This is a genomic window from Burkholderia sp. IO2 (assembly GCF_029522185.1).
Classification (GTDB): Bacteria; Pseudomonadota; Gammaproteobacteria; order Burkholderiales; family Burkholderiaceae; genus Burkholderia; species Burkholderia cenocepacia.
Window position 1 is genome coordinate 196,928 of record NZ_JAKWFH010000001.1, and the last position, 23,167, is coordinate 220,094.

The following is a 23,167-nucleotide window of genomic DNA, read 5'->3' on the forward strand; positions in this document are numbered from 1 at the left end:
TCGCGTCACCCGGCCTGCGTAGCCCGCACCGCGCGCGCGGCGTTCACCGCGCGGATGTCTACCGTCGGTGGCGCGCTGTCGCCAGCCGTCGCGGGCTTCCCGTCGGTTTGCAACGGAACGAGCGCGATGCGCGCCGGCGTGCCCGGCGCGAGATGGAACCAGTCGTCGCTCGGCATGAAACCCGGCGCGTCGATCTGCACATGGCGTGCGACGTGCCGCGTATCGATGTCGACGTGCCAGGTCTCGCCGGTGCGGGACACGCATGCCTCGATCCCGGGCTCGCGGCGCGCCAGCACGGCCGGATGCGTGCGGGACGGAAAATGGAACGCCTGCGACAGCAGCGTGCCGTCGTCGGCGCGCAGCGTTGCAACGACCGTATCGTGTTCGCATGGGCCGAAGCGGTACGCGTAGGTCCAGTCGAAGAAGCGGCCGAGCAGCTCGGCCGAGCCGAGCCGCACGGTGTCGTGCGCGGCGATCCGCACCGGGCCGCCGGCCCGTGCGACCGGCGTGCGGCCGTCGCGCAGCGCGACCAGTTCGACCGCCGCCGACAGCGGCGCCGGGCGTTCGTTGACGACATGCACGTCGAGCCCGTTCAGGCCTTCGTCGACCAGCAGCACCTGGATCGGCTGCAGCACCTGGCGCAGCGCATACCAGGCCGATTTCGGCCGGTGCGCGGCGTCGATCACGCCCCATCCGGCGCCCGGCATCACGTCCTGGAACTGCCACACGAGCGCGCCGGCGCAACGCGAGCCGCTGCGTCGCCATTCGGAAAAGGTCTCGCGCATCACGTCCGCGATCACCGCACGCGACAGCTCGAAATAGCGTGCCGGGTCCTCGCGCCGCAGCTGGTCCGGCGCGACGTCGTACAGCGTCTGCAGATAGTGGTCGCGGATATCTTCGAAATCCCACGACGTGCCGGGGTCGCGCGGCACGGCCGCCTTCCAGCGCGGCTCGTGCACGCCCGGCCAGCCGAGTTCGGCGAGCGTCGCATCGCACGGCACGTTCGCGAACGCGAGGCATTCGCTCGCAAAGCGCACGTCCGCGCGGCGCGCATCGTCGAGCGGACGCAGGTACGCGCCGACGCCGTAGTAGTGCGACACGCGTTCGCGCGGCGTGAACGGCAGCACGCCGCCGTCGGGCGAATCGGGCACGTACGGAACATCGGGGCGGTGCGCGGCCGCGTGGCCGGCCAGCCGGTCGGCCGTCAGCTCGAGGAAGCGCTGCTTCGGCCCGAGCCCGGACATCGCGGCCTGTTGCGCGATCTCGCTGCCGCCGCACAGCACGGCCAGCGACGGCGACGCGCCGTGACGCAACAGCAACTGGCTCGCTTCGCGATCGACGTTGGCCGCGAACGCGGGATCGTCGAGCGCGTAATCGAAGTTCGCGAAGCCGAATTCCTGCCAGACCAGCAGTCCGAGCCGGTCGCAGCAGGCGTGGAACGCGTCGGCCTCGTAGGTCATCGTGCCGCCGACGCGGATCATGTTGAAACCGGCGTCGCGCGCGAGCCCGAGCAGGCGGCCGTAGGTCGCGTCGTCCGCGTGCAGCGCGAGCGGCGCGGCGCTGCTCCAGCATGCGCCGCGCGCGAATACGGGCACGCCGTTGATGCGCAGCCCGAACCCCTTGCCGTCTGCGCCGGAATCGATCTCGATCGTGCGGAACCCCGTCGAGCCGAGCGGCAGGCGCGCGTCGCCGATATGCAGCGTGATCTCGTAGAGCGCCGGTTCGCCGTGCGTATGCGGCCACCAGCGACGCACGTTCGGTATCGCGACGCTCGCGCGCAACTGGCCGGCGCCGGCGCGTTCGAGCGTCGCGTGATGGTCGCCGCACGACAGCCGCGCGACGAGCGGTTCGGGTAGCGGTGCGGCGAACGTCAGTTCCGCGTCGAGCCAGCCTGTGTCGCCGTCGACGCGTGCATGCAGTTTGCAATCGCTCGGAACGGGCCCGTCGGCCGGATCGAGCACGTCGACGGGCCGCCACGGGCCGGTCGGGACATACGGCGGAAACCAGCCCGGCATGTGCCCGAACAGCGACGTGCGGATCGTGCGCAGCGCGGCCGGTTCGGCGAGCCGCGTGCGCCAGCGCGCACGGCGCGGCGCGCGCGCGTCGCGCAGGTGCGGCGCGAGCGCACGGAAACACACGGTCAGCCGGTGCGTGCCGTCGAGCGACACCGGTACGTCGTGCGCGACGAACATGCTGTCCGAGTGGTGGATCGGCGTGTCGTCGAGCCAGGCCTGCGCGAGCGTTGCGAGGCCGTGAAAGCGCAGGATGCGCGGCCCGCGCCCGCGCAGCTCGAGCCGGTACCAGTGGTCGCGCTCGTCGAGCGACGCGGCTTCGTCGAGCCGGCCAGCCAACGCGAGCGCCTGCGCGACCGTGCCGGGCACCGGCGCGGCGATCCAGCCGCCGTGGTCGTCCGGGAGGTCGCGCGGGTCGCGCACGGCGCCCGCGGCCGTCGCCAGCAGCGACCACGCGGGCAGGGCGCGCGCGCGCGTCACCGCATGACCGACACGGGTGCCGTGTCGTAGCGCACGGGTGTCACGTGCCGCAGCGGCGCACCAATCTGCCGCGCGCACGCGACGAGGTCGGTGTACGCGGCCTCGATCGCCTCGAGCGTCGAATCGCCGCGCTCTTCCTTGCCGCGCGCGCACGCGCGTGCGAGCCGGAATTCGAGCACCATCGCTTCCGACGCGATGCGATCGCACGCGGCGCGGATCTCGGCGAACGGCCCGGTGCAGCCGCTTGCCTGCAGCCAGCGGGCATAGTGGCCGAACAGTTCGAAATTCGCGCCGAGCTGCCGCACCGAATTGAACGAGTACGCGTGGAAATGCTCGAGCGGCGCTTCCGCGAGGATGGGCGCGTCGGCCTGCAACTGCCGGCGGAATGCCGCGATCGGATCGACGACCGGCAGGCGCCGCAGGTGACGCTGCAACGCGGCCAGCGACGCTTCGCAGAGCGCGCGTTCGTCGAGCGGCGCAAAGCGTCGCTTCGCGCATTCGACGTACGGCGGCAGCGTCATCGGCGAACTGCCGCCGACGAGCCCGTTGTAATCGAAATCCTCGGCGACGTAATAGCCGCTGTTGTGGAAGTAGCCGATCTGCTGCTTCTCGCGGTCGATCGCGTCGATGCCGATCGTCGTCTTCGTGTGCTGCGTGCGGTAGCTGCTGCCGCGCGTATCGGGCAGGAACCACGCATCGACCTCGACGATCATCAGATGGCCGCGCGCGACCTGCGTCTCGATGTGCTGGTCGAGCGGCTCGTAGATCGAATGTTCCTGCACGACGATCCCGTAGAGCCGCTCCAGTTCGTCGTGCGGAAACTTGAAGAACGTGAACTGATCGCCCTCGAAGTCGAGCGCGATCGTGAACGGCAGCGCCGCGTACGGATTGAGGCCCCACCACCGGAGCACCTCGAGCCACATGTCGACATAGCAGTTGGTCTGCTTCCAGACCATCTCCTGACTGTGCAGCGGGTGCGGCCGGTAGTGGCGCGCGCGGTGGCGCACGTCCTCGAACGATGCGTCTTCGCCGTCGCGGGAAACGAACCTCATCGCGTACCCCACAGCACGTCGCGAACCTCGCGCGGCCATGCGTCGATGTCGAAGCCATGGTGGCGGAACAGCGCGAGCGTGAGCCGCTCGAGGCCGAAGCCGACGCAGCCCGTGTGCGCGACGTCGCCCGTCGCGGTGCGGATGTCCCACAGCAGCCCGAAGTGGTCCATGTGGTAGTTGAAGCTCAGGCACGCGGTCTGGCGGTCGTCGTGCTCGATCGGGATCAGCAGCTCGAATTTCAGGTTCTGCTCGCGCTGGCTGTTCGCGACGATCTTGCCGCCGCGCCCGAAGAACGGGTCGTTCGCGAGATCGATCGCATTCGGCAGGCGCAGCGCTTCGATCATCCGCGTGCCGCGCTCGATCCACGTCTCGCGGAACGAGACGATCTGCTCGGGCGTGCCGATCCGCACGTATTCGCGCATCCGGAACAACTGCATGCGGGTCGGGTCGAGCGACGGTTCGTGACGGAAGCAGTACGAGAACACGTCGACGATCCGGCCGTCGGCGGGCAGCGCGCCCGCGCGGGCGACGACGGGATACACGGGGTAGCACGCGGCCGGCGTCATCACGACGTAGGTCGGCTTCTGGCTTTCGGTCCAGTCGTCGCCGCGATCGAGGCATTGCAGCACGCGCTGATGCTGGCGCTCGTCGCCGCAAAACGCATGCACGCTGCCCGCCAGTTGCGGGAAGCTCTTCATGTATTCGCTGCGCTCGAACTCGGTGCGGCTCATCGCCGGCGGGAAGCGCAGCACTTCGGCCTGCTGGTCGGCGCCGACGCGCGTGACGAACGCGTCGAGCGCCTCGACCACGCGCTCGAATCGTTCGCTGCGACCGAACAGGCCCTGGATGCCGGTCGAGACCAGCAGGCCCGCGTCGATCAGCGCGTCGCGCAGCGGATTGACGCCCGCGCGGTCGAGCGGTGCGTCGGCGGGAGCGGAGGCGGCGGAGGGCACGGCGAGGCGATCGTTCACGTATGTTTCTCCAGCGTCGCAGGACGCAGCGCGAGCAACAGGCTCGCAGTGTTGGCGGCAATGCGGTCGTTGCTGATCATCAGCGGCGCCGCGTGCAGGTCGCGAATGTGGCGGCCGATGCTGAACGGCGTGCCTTGCTTGTAGCCGGCCATCCCGCAGATCATCATCGCCTGGTGCGCGACTTCGAGCGCGGTTGCCGACACGTAGGTCTTCAGCGTATTGATCTCGGCGGCCCAGGCCATGCCGGCCGACCACGAGCGGGCCGACGCGTTCGCGTGGAGGCGCAGCACGTTGTCGACGCGGGCCTGCATCGCCTGCATCAGCGCGAGCGATTCGGCGATGCGCCGCGCGGCGGGCGACGGTGCGCCGTCGGTCTGGCGCGCCTGCGCGCGGAAGAACTGGTGCGCGCGATGGAACGCGTCGCCGGCGACGCCGATCCACACCGCGGCCCACAGGATGTGCGAGACCGGCACCATCGTTTCCTCGGCGATCTTCGCGAACGGCACCGGCAGGCATTGCACGGCGGCGCCTTGCGCGTCGAGCACGAAGCCGTTGCTGCAGGTGCCGCGCATGCCGAGCGTGTCCCATTCGCCGCGGCGCGTGAGCGTATAGCCGTCGCGCAGCAGCGTGACGAGCACCTGCTCGGAAGCCGGCGCGTCCGCATCGCGTCGCGCGGTCGCGAGAATGCCGTCGGCATAGTCGCCGTACGAGATCGTCGGCGCGGATTTGTGCAGCCGGAACCCGCCGCCGTCGGTTTCGAGGGCGCACTGGCTCGCGCGCAGGTTGCCGCCGACGCCGTCTTCCGACGTGGCCGAGGCGAGCAGCCACTGGTGACGCACGAGCTGTTGCAGGAACAGCTTGTGCCAGCCCTGGTCGGCGGCGTGATTGACGATGCAGGCGACCTGGATCTGGTGCATCGCGAACACCATCGCCGACGATGCACAGGCCTGGCCGAGGATCGAGCAGGCCGACGCGATGTCTTCCAGCGACGCGCCAGCGCCGCCGAGATGGGTCGGCACCATCGCGCCGAGCAGGCGGCGCGCGCGCATCGCCTCGATCGCCTCGACCGGGCAGCGCGCGTCGCGATCGACCGCATCGGCATGCTGGGCGGCGATCTGCGCGACCGCATGCGCGGCCTCGTCGAGCCGATGCGAATCGCTGTCGGGCGCGAGTTCGGGTAGCAGCGCGCTCATGCGGAATGCTCGGTGCGTTGCAGCGTGGCGATCGTGTCCGCGAGTGCGTCGATGCTGCGGAACAGGTTGCGGTTCAGCATCTCGTCGGGAATCTCGATGTTGAACTGCTTTTCGATCGCGAGCATCAGCTGGATCGTATCGAGCGAGGAGAGGCCCGCTTCGTAGAGGTCGTCCCCGTCACCGATCGAATCGATCGCGGCTTCGAGATGGGCGACGTGCTTCAGGATGGTTCTGATTTCGTTTTTCACGTGCTGCTCCGGCGTGCGTGGTGTCGTCCGCTCGGGCAGACGCGCGACAAGCGCTGACATCCCCCCGGCAGTCCGGCATCAGTAGACCATTGGCAGACACGGCGTTCTGTTCGCCACCCTACAAACAGCTGACCCTGCATGCGGGCGGCGCCGTCGCGCCGTCCCGGTCCGGCACGTTGATCACGTGCGCGACGCGGCCGGCACGCCCGAGTCGGCCGACAGGATGCGCTTCATCTCGTCGCGCACGATCGCGCGGCAGCCGCACGACATTTTTTCGAGGCCGTCGAGGTCCGCGAGCTCGATCGAGCTACGGTATTGCCGGATCAGGCCGAGTTTCTGGATTTCGCCGGCGGCGTCCGTGACCGTCTCCCGCCGCACGCCGAGCATTTGCGCGAGCATGCTGTGCGTCACCTGGATCTCGATGCTGCGCGTGCGATCGAACGCGAGCAGGAACCATCTGCATAACTGATGTTTGAGCACGTGGTGACGGCTGCAGAACGTGATCTGCGACACCTGCGCCATCAGCAGCCGCACGCAGACGAACACGAGATGGCGAATCACCGGCGACGCGTCGAACGCGGCGGCGAAGACGCGCCGGTCGAGCCGGTAGACGAAGCCGTCGCGGCACGCGAGCGCACGACACGGCATCCGGCCGCTGCCGCCGATCACGTCGTCGCAGACCACGCTTTCGCTGCCGATCTCCGCGACTTCCAGCGTCATGCCGCCGGACGACACGTACTGCAGCGAAATCGCGGTCGTGACCGGCAGGTAGACGGCCGTGAGCATTTCGCCGGGTTCGCACAGCACTTGCCCGGATTTCAGGTGAACGAGTTGAAGGTGGGGCGTCAGCGTGGCGAGTTCATCGCGGTCGATGGCCGCGAGAAACCGGTTGGCGTCGAAGCTGTGGGAAAGCTCGATCATGCCGTTCGCATACGCGACGGCGTCGGGGGCCTGGTGAGTCACGGCGCATCCTCGCAGGGTGGCGGTCGCGCGTCGTCGCGGCGAATCCCGCAACGGGGATTTCGCACGATCGTGCGGACTTGTGTTGATCGAAAGCGGAATGACGATACTGGCGAAAAAGGCTAGCACGCAATCGAATTCGGGCAATTTCGCATTACGTCATTTCACAAAGTTTGACGATTGCGGTTCAGTGCAAACGTTATGCCGATTTAATGATTCATTTTCAAGGGATTAATTGTCCGGAAATGGATTGGTGCGCTTTCCTGTCATTCGATGTCGAACCGGAATCAATCGAACGACGTGGCGCATCGTACAACGAAAGGCTCCCGCGCCATTGAACATTATTTGACAAATAAACGGGGAGCGCCTGATTTTTCATTGGGATCAATGGCTTGAGCATGATGTGTGCGGTAGCGGACAGAGCCTCGAATTAGTGTCCCGATTCAAATTTGAGACAGTTTGAAACAAGCGTGTGAGGTGTGGCGGCGTCGGCAAATGCTGCGCTGCACATCACGGAAACAATTGAAAATCGGCTGTAAGTATTTGAACGGTAAGCGTCGCGACCGTCACCCGATCGCCCGCGGCCGATGCACGGGAATTGATCAGTCGAATGCGCGCTGTGTCCGTTGCGTGGAGGAGTGTCCGGAAATGAGACGTTTTTTCGATTTTGGGGACGGTTATTCGGGCGCGCTAAATCGGACGTGATTCATATATTAAGGATGGACGGCTATTGGCACGTAAATCGCTTATTCGGGCTGGCGTGTCGAAACGGGACAGTCGACTCAATCCGGCGATGACAAGCCGATGGTCAGTCGGATTCAGGGTTGTGGGCCGCAACCGCTGTCAATGTCCGGGCGCGCATCGCGATAACGAGTTCCGTGCACGCGGCTGCAGGCGGCGCGGACAATAAAAGGGATACAGACATGCTTCATCTTCACTCGAGCTACTCGGCGAATGCCATCCTTGCTGCCCTCCCGGAGGACAGCATCCGCACCATCGCACCGCATCTCGAACTGGTCAGGATCAAGGCCGGGATGCTCGACCGGGTCGGCGAGCCGATGCGTCATCTGCACTTTCCGACGACGGCGATGATGTCGGTCCAGCACCTGATGGAAGACGGCGCGATGGTCGAGGTGGCGGTGGTCGGCCGCGAGGGCGTGGTCGGGTTGGGCACGCTGGTCGGCGGCGTCGCCGCGTCGAGCCGGGTCGAGGTGCGGATCGGCGGGATGGCGTATCGCGTGCCGAGTTGCGTGATGCGCGCCGAGTTCGAGCGGTCGCCGCAGACCTATCGGCTGCTGCTCAACACCTGCCAGGCGACGATGGCGCAGATCTCGCGCAGCGCACTGTGCAATCGGCACCATTCGGTCAGCGAGCAACTCAGCCGCTGGCTGCTGCTCGCACACGACCGGATCGACGGCGACGAGCTGACCGTCACCCAGCAGACGATCGCGAACATGCTCGGCGTGCGGCGCGAAGGCGTGACGGAAGCGGCCGGGAACCTGCAGGAAGCCGGCCTGATCCGGCAGCGCCGCGGCCGCATCACGGTGCTCGACCGCGATGGCCTCGAACATCACGCGTGCGAATGCTACGACCTGATTCGCGCGGACTACCGTCGGCTGCTCGGCACGCGCGGGAATACGAGGCCGGCGACGGTTCGCCCGCGCATGCCGGAAGGGCGTTGCGGTTTCCCGGCGCACGGTGCGTGACGATGCAGTCGATGTCCGGTGGAACGAATGCGATGCGGCGCGCCGCGATCGCGGCGGCCGACGTCGTGCTCGTGCTGGCCGGCGCGCTCGTCGCGCAGGCTGCGTCGGGTCTCGGCTGGCATGCGCTGTCCGACGCGCAGCGCGGCGCGATCGCGCTGCTGTGCGTGCTGATGGTGGCGCTGCTGCCGCGCTACCTGCGCACCGTGCGTGGCGGCGTCGCGGTGCAGGGCGGCGCGCACGCGCTGACGCACACGCTGGTGGCGGTGGTGTGCGCGAGCGTGCTGACGGTGGCCGGCACGATGTGGATCATGAATCGCGGCGGCACCGTCACGACCAGCTGGATCGTGCGCACGGTGCTCGCCGGCGACGCGGCGCTGCTGCTCGGCCGCGCGGCGTTGCTGGCGTTCGCGCTGACGCGCGGTGATCCGCGGGGGCGGCAACGTCGCGTCGCCGTCGTCGGCGCAACCGGCTACGGGCGGGTGGCGATCGAGCGGATGCAGCGCGCGCCGAATGGCCCGTTCGTGGCCGCGTGCGTATTCGACGACGATGCGCAGACCGCCGCGGGCGGCATCGGCGGCGTGCCGGTGATCGACGACTGGCCCACGTTGCGCGACCTGATTCGGGGCGGCGACATCGACGAGGTCTGGCTCACGCTGCCGATGTCGCACGAGTGGCGGATCCAGCGCATCGTGCGCGAATTGCGCGACGAGTTCGTCGAGTTGCGGCTGTTGCCCGACGTGCGGCAGATGGCGGTCGTCGATCGCTCCGCGACCGACCTGCTCGGCATGCCGGCGATCAATCTCGCGACCACGCCGCGCGCCGCGCCGGAGCTATGGGCCAAGTTCGCGTTCGACCGGCTGTTCGCGTTCGGCGTGCTGATTCCGTTGCTGCCGCTGCTGACGATGGTGGCGATCGCGGTCAAGCTGTCGTCGCCGGGGCCGGTGCTGTTCAAGCAGCGCCGCAAGGGCGTCGACGGCCGCGAGTTCCATATCCTGAAGTTCCGGACGATGCGCGTGCACCGCGTGCAGCCGGGCGTCGTGCGGCAGGCGTCGCGCAACGATTCGCGCATCACGCGTGTCGGCGCATTCCTGCGGCGCACGTCGCTCGACGAGCTGCCGCAGTTCTTCAACGTGCTGTTCGGGCAGATGTCGGTAGTCGGCCCGCGTCCGCACGCGATCGAACACGACGACCTCTATCGGCAACTGATCGATTGCTACATGTACCGCTACCGCGTGCGGCCCGGCATCACCGGATGGGCGCAGGTGAACGGCTATCGCGGCGAAACGCGCAAGGTCGAGGCGATGGAGGCGCGCGTGAAGTTCGATTTGTTCTACATGCAGAACTGGAGCTTCTGGTTCGACATCAAGATCATCCTGATGACGGTGGTGCGCGGCTTCATCGGGCGCAATGCATTCTAAGGAAGACGAATCATCGAAGCGGCGCCGCGTGAGCGACCGTATCGACTGAATGAGGCCGGCTCGTGCGCACGGAACGAAGCGATGTGGCCGCATGGGAAATTGCTGCGCTGCGTTTGCGCCGACGGGGCTTCGCCACGCGCCCCTTCGGTCGCGATTCCGCGTCCGTCCCCAGTTTCGTCCCTCCGCCGTCGCATGACCGGCACGCTGATTCCGGTCAACACACGCGTGTTCAATGGGTTTATCCTGCGTCGAATGCGTCCGGCGTTTTGCGCGTCCGGTCGCATCATCCGGATGCGGCGGCGCAGGTCATGCCTGCGCGTCGCGCACCGGCGCGATACCGCGCGCCGCCTTTCTTCGCGCGGAACCGGAACAGGAGAGACGGCCATGTCGCTCGACCAACAACAACGGCAGACGCTGAAACAGCGGCTGAACGAGAGCGAGCAGGCGCTGCGTGCGGAGATCCGCACGAGCGAAGACCAACGCGCGTCGGAATCCTATGCGGATCTGGCCGGCGCGGCGCCGGACGAGGGCGACGAGGCGAATGCCGACCTGTTCGTCGACGTCGACCATGCGTTGATCGGGATGAAGCTGACCGAACTGCGCGCGATCGGGCGCGCTCAGCAGCGGATGCGTGACGGCAGTTACGGCGAATGCATCGACTGCGACGGCGCGGTCGGCTACGAGCGGCTGCTGGCGCGGCCGACCGCCGAACGTTGCACGCATTGCCAATCGATCTACGAACGACGCTACGCGACGACACCGCGCGCGTCGCTCTGACGCCGCGGCTCCAGCCGCGCGGTACGCGCCGCGCGGCCGGCGCAGGATGACCAACGGGCGCCCGGCGGCGTCGACATGCGGCGCCGGGCGGGCAGACGCCGTCGCGCAGGGGCGCGGCGCCATCCACGTGGAAGGGAGCCACGCCGATCATGCCGATCCACAATGCCGAGTGCGCGGCCGTGTTCGCCGAGATCGCCGACATGCTCGAGATCCAGGGCGCCAACCCGTTTCGCGTGCGTGCGTACCGCAACGCCGCGCGTACGATCGCCGACTACGGCCGGGATATTCCGACGATGATCGCGAAAGGCGACGATCTCGGGAAGATTCCGTCGATCGGGGCCGATCTTGCGGCGAAGCTGCGCGAGATCGCCGCGACCGGCACCTGCGAACTGCAGCAAACCTTGCGTCATGCGCTGCCGGGCGCGATCGTCGAGCTGCTCGACGTGCCCGGGCTCGGCGCGAAACGCGTGAAGGCGCTGCATGACGCGCTGAACGTCGATTCGCTCGAACAGTTGCGCGCCGAAGCGAAGAGCGGGCATGTGCGCGAGCTGCCGGGCTTCGGCGCGAAAACCGAAGCGCATCTGCTCGAAGCGATCGACGATCGCCTGCAGCGCGAGCCGCAACGCTTCCTGCTGCCCGACGCCGCACATGCGCTGATGCCGTTGCTCGAACGCCTGCGGGCGGTGACCGGTGTCGGCCAGGCCGTGCCGGCCGGCAGCTTCCGCCGCCGCCGCGAGACGGTCGGCGATCTCGACATCCTCGTCACCGCGCGCGACGCGGGCGCGGTCACCGCAGCGTTCGTCGGCTACGACGACGTGGCGCGCGTGCTCGCGCACGGCAAGACGCGCTCGAGCGTGATGCTCGTCAACGGATTGCAGGTCGACCTGCGGGTCGTCGATGCCGATGCGTTCGGCGCGGCGCTCGTCTACTTCACCGGATCGAAGGCGCACAACATCGCGCTGCGCAGGCTCGCGCAGGCCGGCGGCCTGAAAATCAACGAATACGGCGTGTTTCGTGGCGACGAACGGATTGCCGGGGCGACGGAGGCATCGGTCTACGCGGCCATCGGGTTGCACGAGGTGCCGCCCGAGTTGCGCGAGGATCGCGGCGAGATCGATGCGTCGCGTGCCGGCACGCTGCCGGCGCTGGTCGAGCGCAAGCATCTCCATGGCGACCTGCACGCGCACACCGATGCGTCGGCCGGCCGCGACGGCCTGCGCGCGATGGCCGCCGCCGCGCGTGCACGCGGGCTCGCCTATCTGGCCGTCACCGACCGCGCCCCACCCGACGGCGGCGCTCGCAACGGTTTCGACTGGCTCGCGCGGCAACTCGACGACATCGATCGCCTCAACGCGACGTTCGACGATTTCGTGTTGCTCAAGGGCGTGGAGGCCGGCATTCGCGAGGATGGCAGCCTGGACGTGCCCGACGCGCTGCTCAGCCGGCTCGATCTCGTGGTCGGTGCGGTACGCGACGGCTTCGACCTGCCGCGCGGCGCGCAGACCGATCGCATGCTGCGCGCGATGGATCATCCGCATTTCTCGATTCTCGCGCACCCGACCGGCCGCCTGCTCGGCGAGCGCGACGCCTGCGAACTCGATGTGCCGCGCGTGCTCGCGCAGGCTGCCGCGCGCGGCTGTTTCGTCGAACTCGATGCACAGCCGCGGCGCTTCGACCTGCCGGACGTGTGGTGCCGCGAGGCCGCGAAGGCCGGCGTGCCGGTCGCGATCGGTTCGGATGCATGCAGCGCGGACGAGCTCGACAACCTCGCGTTCGGCGTCGATCAGGCGCGGCGCGGCTGGCTGACGCGGCAGGACGTGCTGAACACGCGCACGCTCGCGCAACTGCGGCCGCTGCTGGCGCGCACGATGGGCGGTGCGGGCAGCGCGGGCGGCGGTGCGAAGCGGAGTCGGTCGAAGGGCGCGTGAGCGTGGCCGGTCGCGATGCGTTCAGCTCATGCCGGCAGGGTCATCCGAGCACGCCGGTCGCGGGGACGTAAGGTAGGCCGAGCGCCAGCGCGACCGCTTCGTACGTGATGTGACCGTCGCACACGTTCAGGCCCGCGCGCAGATGCGGATCGTCGAGCATCGCCTGCTTCCAGCCCTTGTCGGCGAGCGCGAGCGCATGGCCGAGCGTTGCATTGTTCAGCGCGAAGGTGGACGTGCGCGCGACCGCGCCGGGCATGTTCGCGACGCAGTAGTGGACGACCCCGTCGACGACGAAGGTCGGCGCCGCATGCGTGGTCGCATGCGAGGTCTCGAAGCATCCGCCCTGGTCGATCGCGACGTCGACGACGACCGCGCCCTTGCGCATCGTCGCGATCATGTCGCGCGTGACGAGCCGCGGCGCCGACGCGCCCGGCACGAGCACGGCGCCGATCACGACGTCGGCATCGCGCACGGCTTCGTCGACCGTCTGCGCATTCGAACAGACGGTCGCGATCCGGTTGGCGAACACGAGATCGAGCTGGCGCAGCCGGTTCACGTTGTTGTCGAGCACGGTGACGCGCGCGCCGAGGCCTACCGCCATCTGCAGCGCGCCGGTGCCCACCACGCCGGCGCCGAGCACGACGACGTGCGCGGCCGGCACGCCCGGCACGCCGGCCATCAGCAGGCCGCGGCCGCCGCGCGGGCTTTCGAGGTGGGTCGCCGCGACCTGGATCGACATGCGGCCCGCGACTTCGCTCATCGGCGCGAGCAACGGCAGGCCGCCGCCGGGGCCCGTCACGGTTTCGTACGCGATGCAGACCGCGCCGGATTTCACGAGCGCGGCGGCCTGATCGGGATCGGGCGCGAGATGCAGGTATGTGTAGAGGATCTGGCCGCGCCGCAGCATCGCGCATTCGGCCGGCTGCGGTTCCTTGACCTTGATGATCATGTCGGCGCGCGCGAAGATGTCCTCGGCACCGTCGCTGAGCGACGCGCCCGCGGCCGTGTAGTCGTCGTCGAGCAGGCCGATCGCCGTACCCGCGCCGCGCTGCACCAGCACGCGATGGCCGTGCCGCGTGAGTTCGCGCGCGCCGGCCGGCGTGAGGCCGACGCGGTATTCGTGGTTCTTGATCTCTTTCGGCACACCGATCAGCATGAGTCGCCTCCATGGCCTTCGTTATCGTCGTCGTGCGAGCAGCCGGTCGCGCAGCGGCAGGCCGACCGCAGTACTGGAATAACAGGGTAGTAGTGCGCGGAGGGAAGTCAAGCGACCGGGCTGTGCGACGACGCATGCGCACTGCAACGCAGCATGCATCGCCGTCGGTTGCGACCGGACGTCGCAATGTGCGCGTGACCGGGTTTCGGTATCGTCATGCGTGGCGCGGGCCGGGGCCGCGAGCCGAACACCTTTCGGCAAAACGACGAGACAACGAGACGAGGACCTTGATCGACATGACCGCTGCGTATTTCAGCGTACCGACGCTTTGCGCCATCGCGCTCGTGCACGTGTACTGGGCGTTCGGCGGGCGATTGGGCAAGCGCGCGGCCATTCCGGAGCAGGATGGCGTACCGCTGTTGCGGCCGACTGCGGTCGGCACGCTTGCCGTCGCGCTCGCGCTGCTGGGCGGTGCAGGCGCGGTCGCCGCGCGTGCCGGCTGGCTGGGGCGCAACGCGTATCCCTGCACGATCGCGTTCGCGATCGTTGCGCTCGCATTGATCTTCGCGGTGCGGGCCGTCGGCGATTTCCGCTACGTCGGCTTCTTCAAACGCATTCGCGGGTCGCGTTTCGCGCGGATGGATACGCTGTATTACTCGCCGCTGTGCGCGGCGCTGGCGCTGTCGATCGCGTCGATGTTCTGGCCGTGGTGAGAGAGGAACGGTGCGTGATTCAATCCGCGCGCGTATCGATTAGCTCGAGATATTCGGCCGGCACGGCATCGATCAGCCACACATCGTTTTCGGCGGCGAAGAACGTGTGGCCCTGCCGGTGCATCAGCTGCGCCGCCACTTCGAGGATTGCGGGCACGCCGTAACGCGCGCCGACGGCCAGCGCCGTCCGGATGTCCGCCGGCAGATACACGTGATGAGGGGCGCCGGGTTCCGTCGCCGCCTGATCGTCGCTGTCCGCCATTTCCTCATCCTTGCACATTCCGGCATCCGGTTTTTCCATTGTTGCTGATTTCGATGCACTGAATTGCATTGAACCCTCTAGCAATGGAACCGGTTCCATATATAATTCGCGGCACTCGTCGCCAAGCCCGGAAAGAGGGTCGTGCACGTTGCGCTTGCCGTCGGCAGGCGCGACGTCTAAGTTGAATAAGGGTCATGGGCGATGACGGAAAGATGCCGGCCGATGCCGGTATTTGTCCGACGATAGGGCCCGCAAAGAGGTCGATCCGCGCAACGCCGCCGGCCCCGGGGCGAGTGCGGCTGCAATGACGGCGCCACCGCGAATCGCGGCCGGGCGCCAGCGTCGAGGTTGTGCGCAACACACGAAAGAACAGGGCGACCGGCCGCTTGCGGCACGGCTGCCGTGCCGGGCACGCGGCATGCGGAATGCGCGCGTCCGAACCCCGATCCCCAACGATCAACATCCGACCATGTCCACGCCACCTGACAAACCCAATTCGCGTCGCCGTTTCCTGCGCAAGTCGGTCGCGCTCGTGCCGATCGCGTCGGTCGCCGGCTGCGACCTGCATTCGTCGTCGCCGTCCGCGACGACCGCCGGCAACGCGTCCACTGCGTCGGCCAGCGCCGAACGCGCGCCGTACAAGCCGACCTTTTTCGATGCGAAGGAATGGGCGTTCGTCCAGGCTGCCGTCGACCGGCTGATTCCGGCCGACGCCGAAGGCCCCGGCGCGCTCGAAGCGGGCGTGCCGGAATTCATCGATCGCCAGATGGAGACGCCGTATGCGCACGGCGCGACGTGGTACATGCAGGGGCCGTTCCAGCAGGGCGTGCCCGAGCTCGGCTACCAGTTGAAGCTGGTGCCGCGCGACATCTACCGGCTCGGCATCGCGGCCGTCAACCGCTATTGCGAAAAGGCGCACGGCAAGGCGTTCGCGGATCTCGACGCGCCGACGCGCGACACGGTGCTCGGCGCGCTGGAGAAGGGCGGCGCGCAGATCGACGACGTCCCGCCCGGCGTGTTCCTCGGCCAGTTGCTCCAGAACACGCGCGAAGGCTACTTCTGCGATCCGGTGCATGGCGGCAATCGCGACATGGCCGCGTGGAAGATGATCGGTTTCCCGGGCGCACGCGCGGACTTCATGGATTTCGTCAACCAGAGCGGCAAGCCTTATCCGTACGGCCCCGTCTCGATCAACGGGGAGCGCAGCTGATGGCCGCAGACAAGAAGCCGCACGTCGATGCGGTGATCGTCGGCTTCGGCTGGACCGGCGCGATTCTCGCGAAGGAACTGACCGAAGCGGGCTTGAACGTCGTCGCGCTGGAGCGCGGCGAATATCGCGACACCTATCCGGACGGCGCGTACCCGAACACGATCGACGAGCTGACCTACAACATCCGCAAGAAGCTGTTCCTCGACCTGTCGAAGACGACCGTGTCGATCCGCCACGGCCTGCAGGACACCGCGCTGCCGTACCGGCAGCTCGCCGCGTTCCTGCCGGGCGAAGGCGTCGGCGGCGCGGGGCTGCACTGGTCGGGCGTGCACTTCCGGATCACGCCGGAAGAGCTGCGCCTGCGCAGCCACTATGAAGAGCGCTACGGCAAGAAGTTCATCCCCGAAGGGATGACGATCCAGGATACGGGCGTCACGTACGACGAGCTCGAGCCGCATTTCGATTTCGCCGAGAAGGTGTTCGGCACGTCGGGGCAGGCGTACAAGGTCGGCGGCAAGGTGGTCGGCGACGGCAACGTGTTCGAGGCGAACCGCAGCGACAACTTCCCGCTGCCCGCGCAGCTCAACACCTATTCGGCGCAGCGCTTCTTCGATGCGGCGCATTCGCTCGGCCTGCATCCGTACCGGCTGCCGTCGGCGAACACGTCGGGCCCGTACACGAACCCGTACGGCGTGCAGATGGGCCCGTGCAACTTCTGCGGCTACTGCAGCGGCTACGCGTGCTACATGTATTCGAAGGCGTCGCCGAACCTGAACATCCTGCCCGCGCTGAAGCAGGCGCCGAACTTCGAGCTGCGCTCGAAGTGCCACGTGCTGCGCGTCGACCTCGACGACACGAAGAAGCGCGCGACGGGCGTCACCTACGTCGATCCGGCCGGGCGTGAAGTGCACCAGCCGGCCGATCTCGTGATCGTGGCCGCGTTCCAGTATCACAACGTGCACCTGCTGCTGCTGTCGGGCATCGGCAAGCCGTACGATCCGATCTCGGGCGAAGGCGTGGTCGGCCGCAATTTCGCGTACCAGAACCTGTCGACGATCAAGGCGTTCTTCGACAAGGACACCTACACGAACCCGTTCATCGGGGCGGGCGGCAACGGCGTCGCGGTGGACGACTTCAACGCGGACAACTTCGACCACGGCCCGCTCGGCTTCGTCGGCGGCTCGCCGCTGTGGGTGAACCAGGCCGGCGTGAAGCCGATCAGCGGCATCGCCACGCCGCCCGGCACGCCGCAGTGGGGCTCGGCGTGGAAGAAGGCCGTCAAGGACAACTACGCGCACACGATCTCGATGGACGCGCACGGCACCAACATGTCGTACCGCGACGTGTATCTCGATCTCGACCCGACCTATCGCGATTCGTACGGCCAGCCGCTGTTGCGGATGACGTTCGACTGGAAGGACAACGACATCAAGATGGCGCAGTACGTGACCGGGCAGATGAAGAAGATCGCGGAAGCGATGGGGCCGAAGGCGATCGGCGTGTCGACCCGCGAGTTCGGCAAGCACTTCGACTCGCGCCAGTACCAGACGACCCACCTCGTCGGCGGCGCGATCATGGGCACCGACCCGAAGACGAGCGTGCTGAACCGCTACCTGCAGTGCTGGGACGTGCACAACGTGTTCGTGATGGGCGCGTCCGCGCTGCCGCAGGGCATCGGCTACAACCCGACCGGGATCATCGCGGCGCTGGCCTACTGGTCGGCACGTGCGATCCGCGAGCAATACCTGAAAAATCCCGCCCCGCTGGTGACCGTATGAAGAGGACGATGAACCACCACAACGCCGCGCGCCCGGTGTCCCCGCTGCGGCGCGCGCTGGCGATCGGCACGGCCTGGGCGGCATTCGGTCTGGCGGGCGGCGCCGCGTTCGCGCAGCCGGCGTCTACGCCGGCCGCGGCTTCGGGCGCGGCGGCTGCGCCTGTCGCGCAGTCCGCCGACGCGGCGCTCGTGAAGCGCGGCGAATACCTCGCCCGCGCGGGCGACTGCATCGCCTGCCACACCGCGAACGGCGGCAAGCCGTTCGCCGGCGGCCTGAAGTTCGACACGCCGATCGGCGGCATCTACTCGACGAACATCACGCCGGACCCGAAGACGGGCCTCGGCGGCTGGACCTATGAGGACTTCACCCGCGCGGTGCGCGAAGGCGTGCGCAAGAACGGCGACACGATGTATCCGGCGATGCCGTTCCCGTCGTATTCGCGCCTGACCGACGACGACATGAAGGCGCTGTACGCGTACTTCATGCACGGCGTCGCGCCGGTCGAGCACGAGAACCGCAAGGTGGACATCGTGTGGCCGCTGTCGATGCGCTGGCCGCTCGGCATCTGGCGCAAGCTGTTCGCGCCGGCGCCGAAGCCGTTCGACGCGGCGCCGTACACCGACCCGGTGGTCGCCCGCGGCGCGTATCTGGTGCAGGGGCTCGGCCATTGCGGCGCATGCCACACGCCGCGCGCGCCGACGATGCAGGAGCGCGGGCTGACCGACGCGGACGGCCTCGACTTCCTGGCCGGCGGCGCGGCGATCGACGGCTGGGTGCCGACCAGCCTGCGCGGCGAGCCGCGCACGGGCCTCGGCACGTGGAACGAAACCGAGATCGTGCAGTTCCTGAAGACCGGCCGTACGCTGCGCACGGCCGCGTTCGGCGGGATGACGGACGTGGTCGGCCACAGCATGCAGCACATGACCGACGACGACCTGAACGCGATCGCACGCTACCTGAAGACGTTGCCGCCGCGCGTGCAGGGCGAGCAGCCGCACGTGTACGACGCGGCCGCCGCGAAGGCGCTGCAGACCGGCGACGCGAGCAAGCCGGGCGCGGCCGTCTATCGCGACAACTGCATGGCCTGCCACCGCAGCGACGGCCACGGCTACACGCGCGTGTTCCCGGCGCTCGCCGGCAACCCGGTCGTGCAGGGCGACGATCCGACCTCGCTGATCCACGTCGTGCTGGAAGGCAGCGCGCTGCAGGGCACGCGCACCGCGCCGTCGACCTTCACGATGCCGCCGTTCGGCTGGCGCCTGTCGGACCAGGAAGTCGCGGACGTGTCGAACTTCGTGCGCACGAGCTGGGGCAACACGGGCGCGCCGGTGACGGCCGCGCAGGTCGCGAAGGTGCGCAAGAGCGTGCCGTCGACGCGGCCCGAGCCGCCGCCGGGCGCGCGGTTCCCGCAAGCGTCGCGCTGACGGGAGCGGCGGGGCGCTCGCCCCGCCTGTCGCGCGGTCCACGTCGACGTGCGACCGGGCCCGCCATGCCTTTCACTTCGTCGGGGTCGCGCCCCGCCAACCGGCGCCGCCGCGTGAAATTTTCGCGGCTGCGCGCCATTCTTCCGCCTCATCCCTTATCCTTTCACTCTTGAACCTTACTAAATAGTTACAAGAGCTTGGGAGGGGGGATGCCTCATGACGTCAGCCTGATTGCGTTGCTCGCGGCCGGTTTCGGTCTCGCGATGATCTTCGGTTACCTCGCGTCGCTGCTGAAAATGCCGCCGCTCGTCGGCTATCTGCTTGCCGGGATCGTGATCGGCCCCGGCACGCCCGGTTTCGTCGGCGATCTGTCGCTCGCGCAGCAGCTCGCGGAAGTCGGCGTGATGCTGCTGATGTTCGGCGTCGGCCTGCATTTTTCGCTCGGCGATCTCCTCGCGGTGCGCAAGATCGCGCTGCCGGGCGCCATCGTGCAGATCACCGTCGCGACGCTGCTCGGCGGCGGGCTCGCGCTCACCTGGGGCTGGAGCCTCGGTGCGGCGCTGGTGTTCGGGCTGGCGCTGTCGGTCGCGAGCACCGTCGTGCTGCTGCGCGCGCTCGAGGGACGCGGGCTCGTCGAAACGGTCAACGGGCGTATCGCGGTGGGCTGGCTGGTCGTCGAGGATCTCGTGATGGTGCTCGTGCTGGTGCTGCTGCCGCCGGTGGCGGGACTGCTCGGCGGCACGCCGCCCGGTGACGCGCACGCGGCCGGCGGCAGCGTGTGGAGCACGCTCGGCGTCACGATGCTGAAGGTCGCCGCGTTCATCGCGCTGATGCTGGTGGTCGGCAAGCGCGTGTTCCCGCGCATTCTGTGGCTCGTCGCGCGCACGGGCTCGCGCGAGCTGTTCACGCTTTGCATGATTGCGGCGGCGGTCGGCATCGCGTTCGGCGCGGCGAAGCTGTTCGACGTGTCGTTCGCGCTCGGCGCGTTCTTCGCCGGGATGATGATGCGCGAGTCGGAATTCAGCCGGCGCGCGGCCGACGAGACGCTGCCGCTGCGCGACGCGTTCTCGGTGCTGTTCTTCATCTCGGTCGGCATGCTGTTCGACCCGAAAGTATTGCTCGACGAGCCGCTGCACGTGATCGAGGTCGCGGCGATCGTGCTGATCGGCAAGACGGTCGCGGCCGTCGCGCTCGTGATCGCATTCCGCTATCCGCTGAACACCGCGCTGACCGTCGGCGCGGGCCTCGCGCAGATCGGCGAATTCTCGTTCATCCTCGCGGGGCTCGGCCGTGCGCTCGGGCTGCTGTCGGCCGAAGGGCAGAGCCTGATTCTCGCGGTCGCGCTGATCTCGATCGCGATGAACACGCTGCTGTTCGCGATGATCGATCCGGCGCTCGCGTGGATTCGCAAGCATTCGGCGTTCGCGCGCAAGCTCGAGGCGCGCGACGATCCGCTCGCCGCGCTGCCGATGTCGACGCCGCAGACGCACCTGACCGGGCAGGTCGTGATCGTCGGCTACGGCAAGGTCGGCACGCGGATCGCGCATGCGCTGGACGAGCGGGGGATCGCGTATGTCGTCGTCGAGCAGAATCGCGAGCTCGTCGAGAAGCTGCGCGCGGACGGCATCGCGGCCGTGTCGGGCGACGCGATCGAGCCGATCGTGCTGGTGCAGGCGCATATCGCCCGCGCCGGGATGCTGGTCGTCACGCTGCCCGACGTGTTCGACGTGCGGCAGATCGTCGAGATTTCGCGCACGCTCAACCCGACGCTCGAAGTCGTGCTGTGCACGAACAGTAGCGACGAGGCCGCGCTGCTGTCGAACGAGGGGATCGGCACCGTGTTCATGGGCGAGACCGAACTCGCGCGCGGGATGACCGAGCACGTGCTCGGCCGGATGGCGAAGCCGGTCGCGGCCGCGCATTGACGGCGCGCGGCATCGCGCACCGGGCAGCGCACGGCGGCGCGGGCGGCCGCCGGCGCTGCCGGCTTCAGTCTCAGTAGAACGTCTCGAGTGTCAGTTCCTGCGCCATCACGCGATTGCCGGCCAGCAGGCCGCCGTCGACCGGCAGCGCGACACCAGTGATGATCCGCGCGGCCGGCGAGCACAGGAACAGCGCCGCCTGCGCGACGTCGTCGGGCGTCGCGAAATCGTCGAGCGGATACCATTTCCTCAATTGCTCGAATACCTGCGGGTTGCGCTGCACGCGCGCTTCCCACGCGGGTGTCTTGACCGTGCCGGGCAACACGATGTTCGCGCGCACGCCGTCGCGGCCGTATTCGATCGCGAGCGACTTCGTGTAGCTGATCAGCCCGGCCTTCGCCGCGCTGTAGGCCGGATGCCCGAGCGCATGCACGCCGTTGACCGAACCGATGATCGCGATCGCGCCGCGCCCGCGGGCGCGCATGCCGGGCAGCACGGCTTCCACGCTCACGTAGGTGGCGGTCAGGTTCGCATCGAGATCGGTGCGCCAGCTTGCGGGCGTCGTGTCGCGCAGCGTGGTCGAGGCGGCCGTGCCCGCGTTCGCGACCAGCACGTCGACTTCCGGATGCGATTCGAGCATCGAGCACAGGCGCTCGGCGTCGGTGAGATCGTCGACGACCGGCGTCGCGCGCCCATCGGCGAGCGTCCCGATGAAGCGGTCGAGCGCCGCGCGGTCGCGATCGAGCGCGAGCACGCGGTCGCCGGCTGCGAGGAAGGTGCGGCACAGCGCCTGGCCGATGCCGCCGGCGGCGCCCGTCACGAGGGTGGTGCGTGTCATGTCGGCTCCTGGTGCGGGTTCACAGGCCGAGCGCGGCGCGCGCCTGCTTCTCGTTGTCGCGCGTGATCAGCGTGCCGGACGTCAGCACGAGCGGCGGCGGCGCCTGGTTCTTCGTGATCCAGTCGTACATGTTGATGCTCGTCTGGTAGCCGTGCTGGCGCGGATTCAGCAGGATCGAACCGTAGAAGCCCGTCGGCTTCGGCTTCGCGAACTCGTTGAGCGCGATCTGGCTGCCGTTGATGCCGACCGCGACCATCGCATCCGCGCCGATGCCGCGCCCCTCGGCGGCGCGCACCGCGCCGACTGTCGTGTCGTCGTTCGAGCCGAATGCGACCCAGCGCTTGAAGTTCGCATGCTTGGTGAGCGCGATGTTCGCCGCGTTGAATGCGCCTTCGGTGTCGGCCGTCATCTCGGGCGCGTCGATCACGTTCGCGGCCGGAAAGCCGGCGGCCTTCAGCGCGTCGACCGCGCCGGTCGTGCGCTCGCGCGCGGTCGGCAACTGGTCGTACGCGAGCCGGATGATGCCGACTTCGGCCGGATTCCAGCCGCGCCGCTTCGTCTCGTCCGCGATCGCCTGGCCGACCTGCTGGCCGATCTTGTAAGCGGAGATGCCCATGTGCGGCACGCCCGGGAGCGGTGCGCCGTGGCCGTCGACGAGCTGGTCGTCGACCGACATCAGCTTGATCCCCGCGCGCCTGGCTTTCGCCGCGATGCCGGGGCCGAGCTTCACGTCGGGCGCGCAGATGATCACGCCTTGCGCCTTTTGCGCGGCGAGGCTGTCGAGCGCAGTCGACACCTTCTCGCCGCTCGGCGCCGCGATCCTGATCAACGTGAAGTGCTGTTCCTTCGCGGCCTGTTCGGCGAAGCGCCATTCGTCCTGGAACCACGGATCGTCCGGCTGTTTGACGAGGAAGCCGATCTTCACGTCGGCGGCATCGGCCGCCCGGGCCGGGGCGCCGCCCAGCAGCGTGACGCTCGCGGTGGCCAGCACGAGCGTTTTCCAGTGGAATCGCATGCGTCTCTCTCCGTTGTTGTAGTCGGGCGCGCAGGCAAGGCCGCCTGCGGCGCGCAAAAATTGTAGGAGGACGCGGCGGGAACGCTCAAATGATGCGGTGCGTT

At 68.3% G+C, this 23,167-nt stretch carries 19 protein-coding genes; 9 read left to right on the forward strand and 10 right to left on the reverse strand.

Translation table 11 applies throughout. From position 1 onward, the window contains the following. Positions 1-5: 5 nt before the first annotated feature. The 6 genes from MMB92_RS00800 to MMB92_RS00825 all read right to left on the reverse strand — a co-directional run bounded on the left by MMB92_RS00800 (position 6) and on the right by MMB92_RS00825 (position 6,919). Positions 6-2,492, reverse strand: coding sequence for a glycoside hydrolase family 2 protein (locus MMB92_RS00800; RefSeq protein ID WP_212111060.1), 2,487 nt, complete (start codon positions 2,490-2,492; stop codon positions 6-8). After that, positions 2,489-3,544, reverse strand: coding sequence for a DUF1839 family protein (locus MMB92_RS00805; protein ID WP_034203354.1), 1,056 nt, complete (start codon positions 3,542-3,544; stop codon positions 2,489-2,491). Before MMB92_RS00805 ends, MMB92_RS00800 begins: the two co-directional genes overlap by 4 nt. After that, positions 3,541-4,515, reverse strand: coding sequence for an amino acid--[acyl-carrier-protein] ligase (locus MMB92_RS00810; RefSeq protein WP_006490442.1), 975 nt, complete (start codon positions 4,513-4,515; stop codon positions 3,541-3,543). The genes MMB92_RS00805 and MMB92_RS00810 overlap by 4 nt, the downstream gene beginning before the upstream one ends. Beyond that, positions 4,512-5,708 carry an acyl-CoA dehydrogenase family protein gene (locus MMB92_RS00815; RefSeq protein ID WP_006494988.1) on the reverse strand — a complete coding sequence of 399 codons (1,197 nt, stop codon included), beginning with the start codon at positions 5,706-5,708 and terminating at the stop codon, positions 4,512-4,514. Before MMB92_RS00815 ends, MMB92_RS00810 begins: the two co-directional genes overlap by 4 nt. Beyond that, a complete protein-coding gene (locus MMB92_RS00820; protein WP_006490451.1) occupies positions 5,705-5,956 on the reverse strand; it encodes an acyl carrier protein in 252 nt (83 codons plus the stop codon). The genes MMB92_RS00815 and MMB92_RS00820 overlap by 4 nt, the downstream gene beginning before the upstream one ends. Before the next feature lie 180 nt (positions 5,957-6,136). Next, positions 6,137-6,919, reverse strand: a complete 783-nt coding sequence (locus tag MMB92_RS00825) for a Crp/Fnr family transcriptional regulator (RefSeq protein ID WP_006494986.1) — start codon at positions 6,917-6,919, stop codon at positions 6,137-6,139. A gap of 920 nt (positions 6,920-7,839) precedes the next feature. Between MMB92_RS00825 and MMB92_RS00830 the strand changes: the two genes are divergently transcribed. From MMB92_RS00830 to polX, 4 genes are all read left to right on the forward strand, one after another. Continuing rightward, entirely contained in the window at positions 7,840-8,622 is a 783-nt protein-coding gene (locus tag MMB92_RS00830) for a Crp/Fnr family transcriptional regulator (protein WP_006494985.1), read from the forward strand. 11 nt (positions 8,623-8,633) lie between these two features. Next, the gene (locus tag MMB92_RS00835; protein ID WP_212111062.1) at positions 8,634-10,040 is read left to right on the forward strand and encodes an undecaprenyl-phosphate glucose phosphotransferase; all 1,407 of its coding nucleotides are present in this window, start codon (positions 8,634-8,636) and stop codon (positions 10,038-10,040) included. A 384-nt stretch (positions 10,041-10,424) separates the two neighbouring features. Then, positions 10,425-10,817: a TraR/DksA family transcriptional regulator gene (locus MMB92_RS35230; RefSeq protein ID WP_012493297.1), complete on the forward strand. Its 393-nt coding sequence runs from the start codon at positions 10,425-10,427 to the stop codon at positions 10,815-10,817. A 149-nt stretch (positions 10,818-10,966) separates the two neighbouring features. Next, on the forward strand, positions 10,967-12,745 hold the full coding sequence (gene polX, locus MMB92_RS00845) for a DNA polymerase/3'-5' exonuclease PolX (RefSeq protein WP_212111064.1): 1,779 nt from the start codon (positions 10,967-10,969) through the stop codon (positions 12,743-12,745). A 40-nt stretch (positions 12,746-12,785) separates the two neighbouring features. Here the strand turns inward: polX and ald are convergent, their stop codons facing one another. Then, a complete protein-coding gene (gene ald / locus MMB92_RS00850) occupies positions 12,786-13,901 on the reverse strand; it encodes an alanine dehydrogenase (protein ID WP_006494982.1) in 1,116 nt (371 codons plus the stop codon). A 296-nt stretch (positions 13,902-14,197) separates the two neighbouring features. Here ald and MMB92_RS00855 point away from each other — a divergent pair, with 296 nt between their 5' ends. Further along, positions 14,198-14,614, forward strand: coding sequence for a DUF3995 domain-containing protein (locus tag MMB92_RS00855; protein ID WP_043204794.1), 417 nt, complete (start codon positions 14,198-14,200; stop codon positions 14,612-14,614). 19 nt (positions 14,615-14,633) lie between these two features. Here the strand turns inward: MMB92_RS00855 and MMB92_RS00860 are convergent, their stop codons facing one another. After that, on the reverse strand, positions 14,634-14,945 hold the full coding sequence (locus MMB92_RS00860; protein ID WP_012493299.1) for a 2'-phosphotransferase: 312 nt from the start codon (positions 14,943-14,945) through the stop codon (positions 14,634-14,636). A 400-nt stretch (positions 14,946-15,345) separates the two neighbouring features. On the opposite strand from MMB92_RS00860, the gene MMB92_RS00865 reads away from it, so the two are divergent. From MMB92_RS00865 to MMB92_RS00880, 4 genes are all read left to right on the forward strand, one after another. Continuing rightward, positions 15,346-16,086, forward strand: a complete 741-nt coding sequence (locus MMB92_RS00865; RefSeq protein WP_080330954.1) for a gluconate 2-dehydrogenase subunit 3 family protein — start codon at positions 15,346-15,348, stop codon at positions 16,084-16,086. Further along, positions 16,086-17,864, forward strand: coding sequence for a GMC family oxidoreductase (locus MMB92_RS00870; RefSeq protein WP_011547848.1), 1,779 nt, complete (start codon positions 16,086-16,088; stop codon positions 17,862-17,864). Before MMB92_RS00865 ends, MMB92_RS00870 begins: the two co-directional genes overlap by 1 nt. Further along, complete coding sequence (locus tag MMB92_RS00875) at positions 17,861-19,288, forward strand: cytochrome c (RefSeq protein ID WP_060265898.1); 1,428 nt, start codon at positions 17,861-17,863, stop codon at positions 19,286-19,288. Before MMB92_RS00870 ends, MMB92_RS00875 begins: the two co-directional genes overlap by 4 nt. A 209-nt stretch (positions 19,289-19,497) precedes the next feature. Beyond that, positions 19,498-21,213: a cation:proton antiporter gene (locus MMB92_RS00880; RefSeq protein ID WP_006493088.1), complete on the forward strand. Its 1,716-nt coding sequence runs from the start codon at positions 19,498-19,500 to the stop codon at positions 21,211-21,213. Between the two features lie 70 nt (positions 21,214-21,283). Here the strand turns inward: MMB92_RS00880 and MMB92_RS00885 are convergent, their stop codons facing one another. Together MMB92_RS00885 and MMB92_RS00890 are read right to left on the reverse strand one after the other, a co-directional pair. After that, positions 21,284-22,048: an SDR family oxidoreductase gene (locus MMB92_RS00885; RefSeq protein WP_006483553.1), complete on the reverse strand. Its 765-nt coding sequence runs from the start codon at positions 22,046-22,048 to the stop codon at positions 21,284-21,286. 19 nt (positions 22,049-22,067) lie between these two features. Further along, positions 22,068-23,063: an arabinose ABC transporter substrate-binding protein gene (locus MMB92_RS00890; protein ID WP_006483551.1), complete on the reverse strand. Its 996-nt coding sequence runs from the start codon at positions 23,061-23,063 to the stop codon at positions 22,068-22,070. Positions 23,064-23,167 lie beyond the last annotated feature (104 nt).

What these genes read in the sequence shown, in the direction of transcription:
- MMB92_RS00805 (WP_034203354.1), bottom strand. Translation starts at nt 3,544, where the DNA reads ATGAGGTTCGTTTCCCGCGACGGCGAAGACGCATCGTTCGAGGACGTG.
- MMB92_RS00815 (WP_006494988.1), bottom strand. Translation starts at nt 5,708, where the DNA reads ATGAGCGCGCTGCTACCCGAACTCGCGCCCGACAGCGATTCGCATCGG.
- MMB92_RS00830 (WP_006494985.1), top strand. Translation starts at nt 7,840, where the DNA reads ATGCTTCATCTTCACTCGAGCTACTCGGCGAATGCCATCCTTGCTGCC.
- MMB92_RS00835 (WP_212111062.1), top strand. Translation starts at nt 8,634, where the DNA reads ATGTCCGGTGGAACGAATGCGATGCGGCGCGCCGCGATCGCGGCGGCC.
- MMB92_RS35230 (WP_012493297.1), top strand. Translation starts at nt 10,425, where the DNA reads ATGTCGCTCGACCAACAACAACGGCAGACGCTGAAACAGCGGCTGAAC.
- polX (WP_212111064.1), top strand. Translation starts at nt 10,967, where the DNA reads ATGCCGATCCACAATGCCGAGTGCGCGGCCGTGTTCGCCGAGATCGCC.
- ald (WP_006494982.1), bottom strand. Translation starts at nt 13,901, where the DNA reads ATGCTGATCGGTGTGCCGAAAGAGATCAAGAACCACGAATACCGCGTC.
- MMB92_RS00855 (WP_043204794.1), top strand. Translation starts at nt 14,198, where the DNA reads ATGACCGCTGCGTATTTCAGCGTACCGACGCTTTGCGCCATCGCGCTC.
- MMB92_RS00860 (WP_012493299.1), bottom strand. Translation starts at nt 14,945, where the DNA reads ATGCAATTCAGTGCATCGAAATCAGCAACAATGGAAAAACCGGATGCC.
- MMB92_RS00865 (WP_080330954.1), top strand. Translation starts at nt 15,346, where the DNA reads ATGTCCACGCCACCTGACAAACCCAATTCGCGTCGCCGTTTCCTGCGC.
- MMB92_RS00870 (WP_011547848.1), top strand. Translation starts at nt 16,086, where the DNA reads ATGGCCGCAGACAAGAAGCCGCACGTCGATGCGGTGATCGTCGGCTTC.
- MMB92_RS00875 (WP_060265898.1), top strand. Translation starts at nt 17,861, where the DNA reads ATGAAGAGGACGATGAACCACCACAACGCCGCGCGCCCGGTGTCCCCG.
- MMB92_RS00880 (WP_006493088.1), top strand. Translation starts at nt 19,498, where the DNA reads ATGCCTCATGACGTCAGCCTGATTGCGTTGCTCGCGGCCGGTTTCGGT.
- MMB92_RS00885 (WP_006483553.1), bottom strand. Translation starts at nt 22,048, where the DNA reads ATGACACGCACCACCCTCGTGACGGGCGCCGCCGGCGGCATCGGCCAG.
- MMB92_RS00890 (WP_006483551.1), bottom strand. Translation starts at nt 23,063, where the DNA reads ATGCGATTCCACTGGAAAACGCTCGTGCTGGCCACCGCGAGCGTCACG.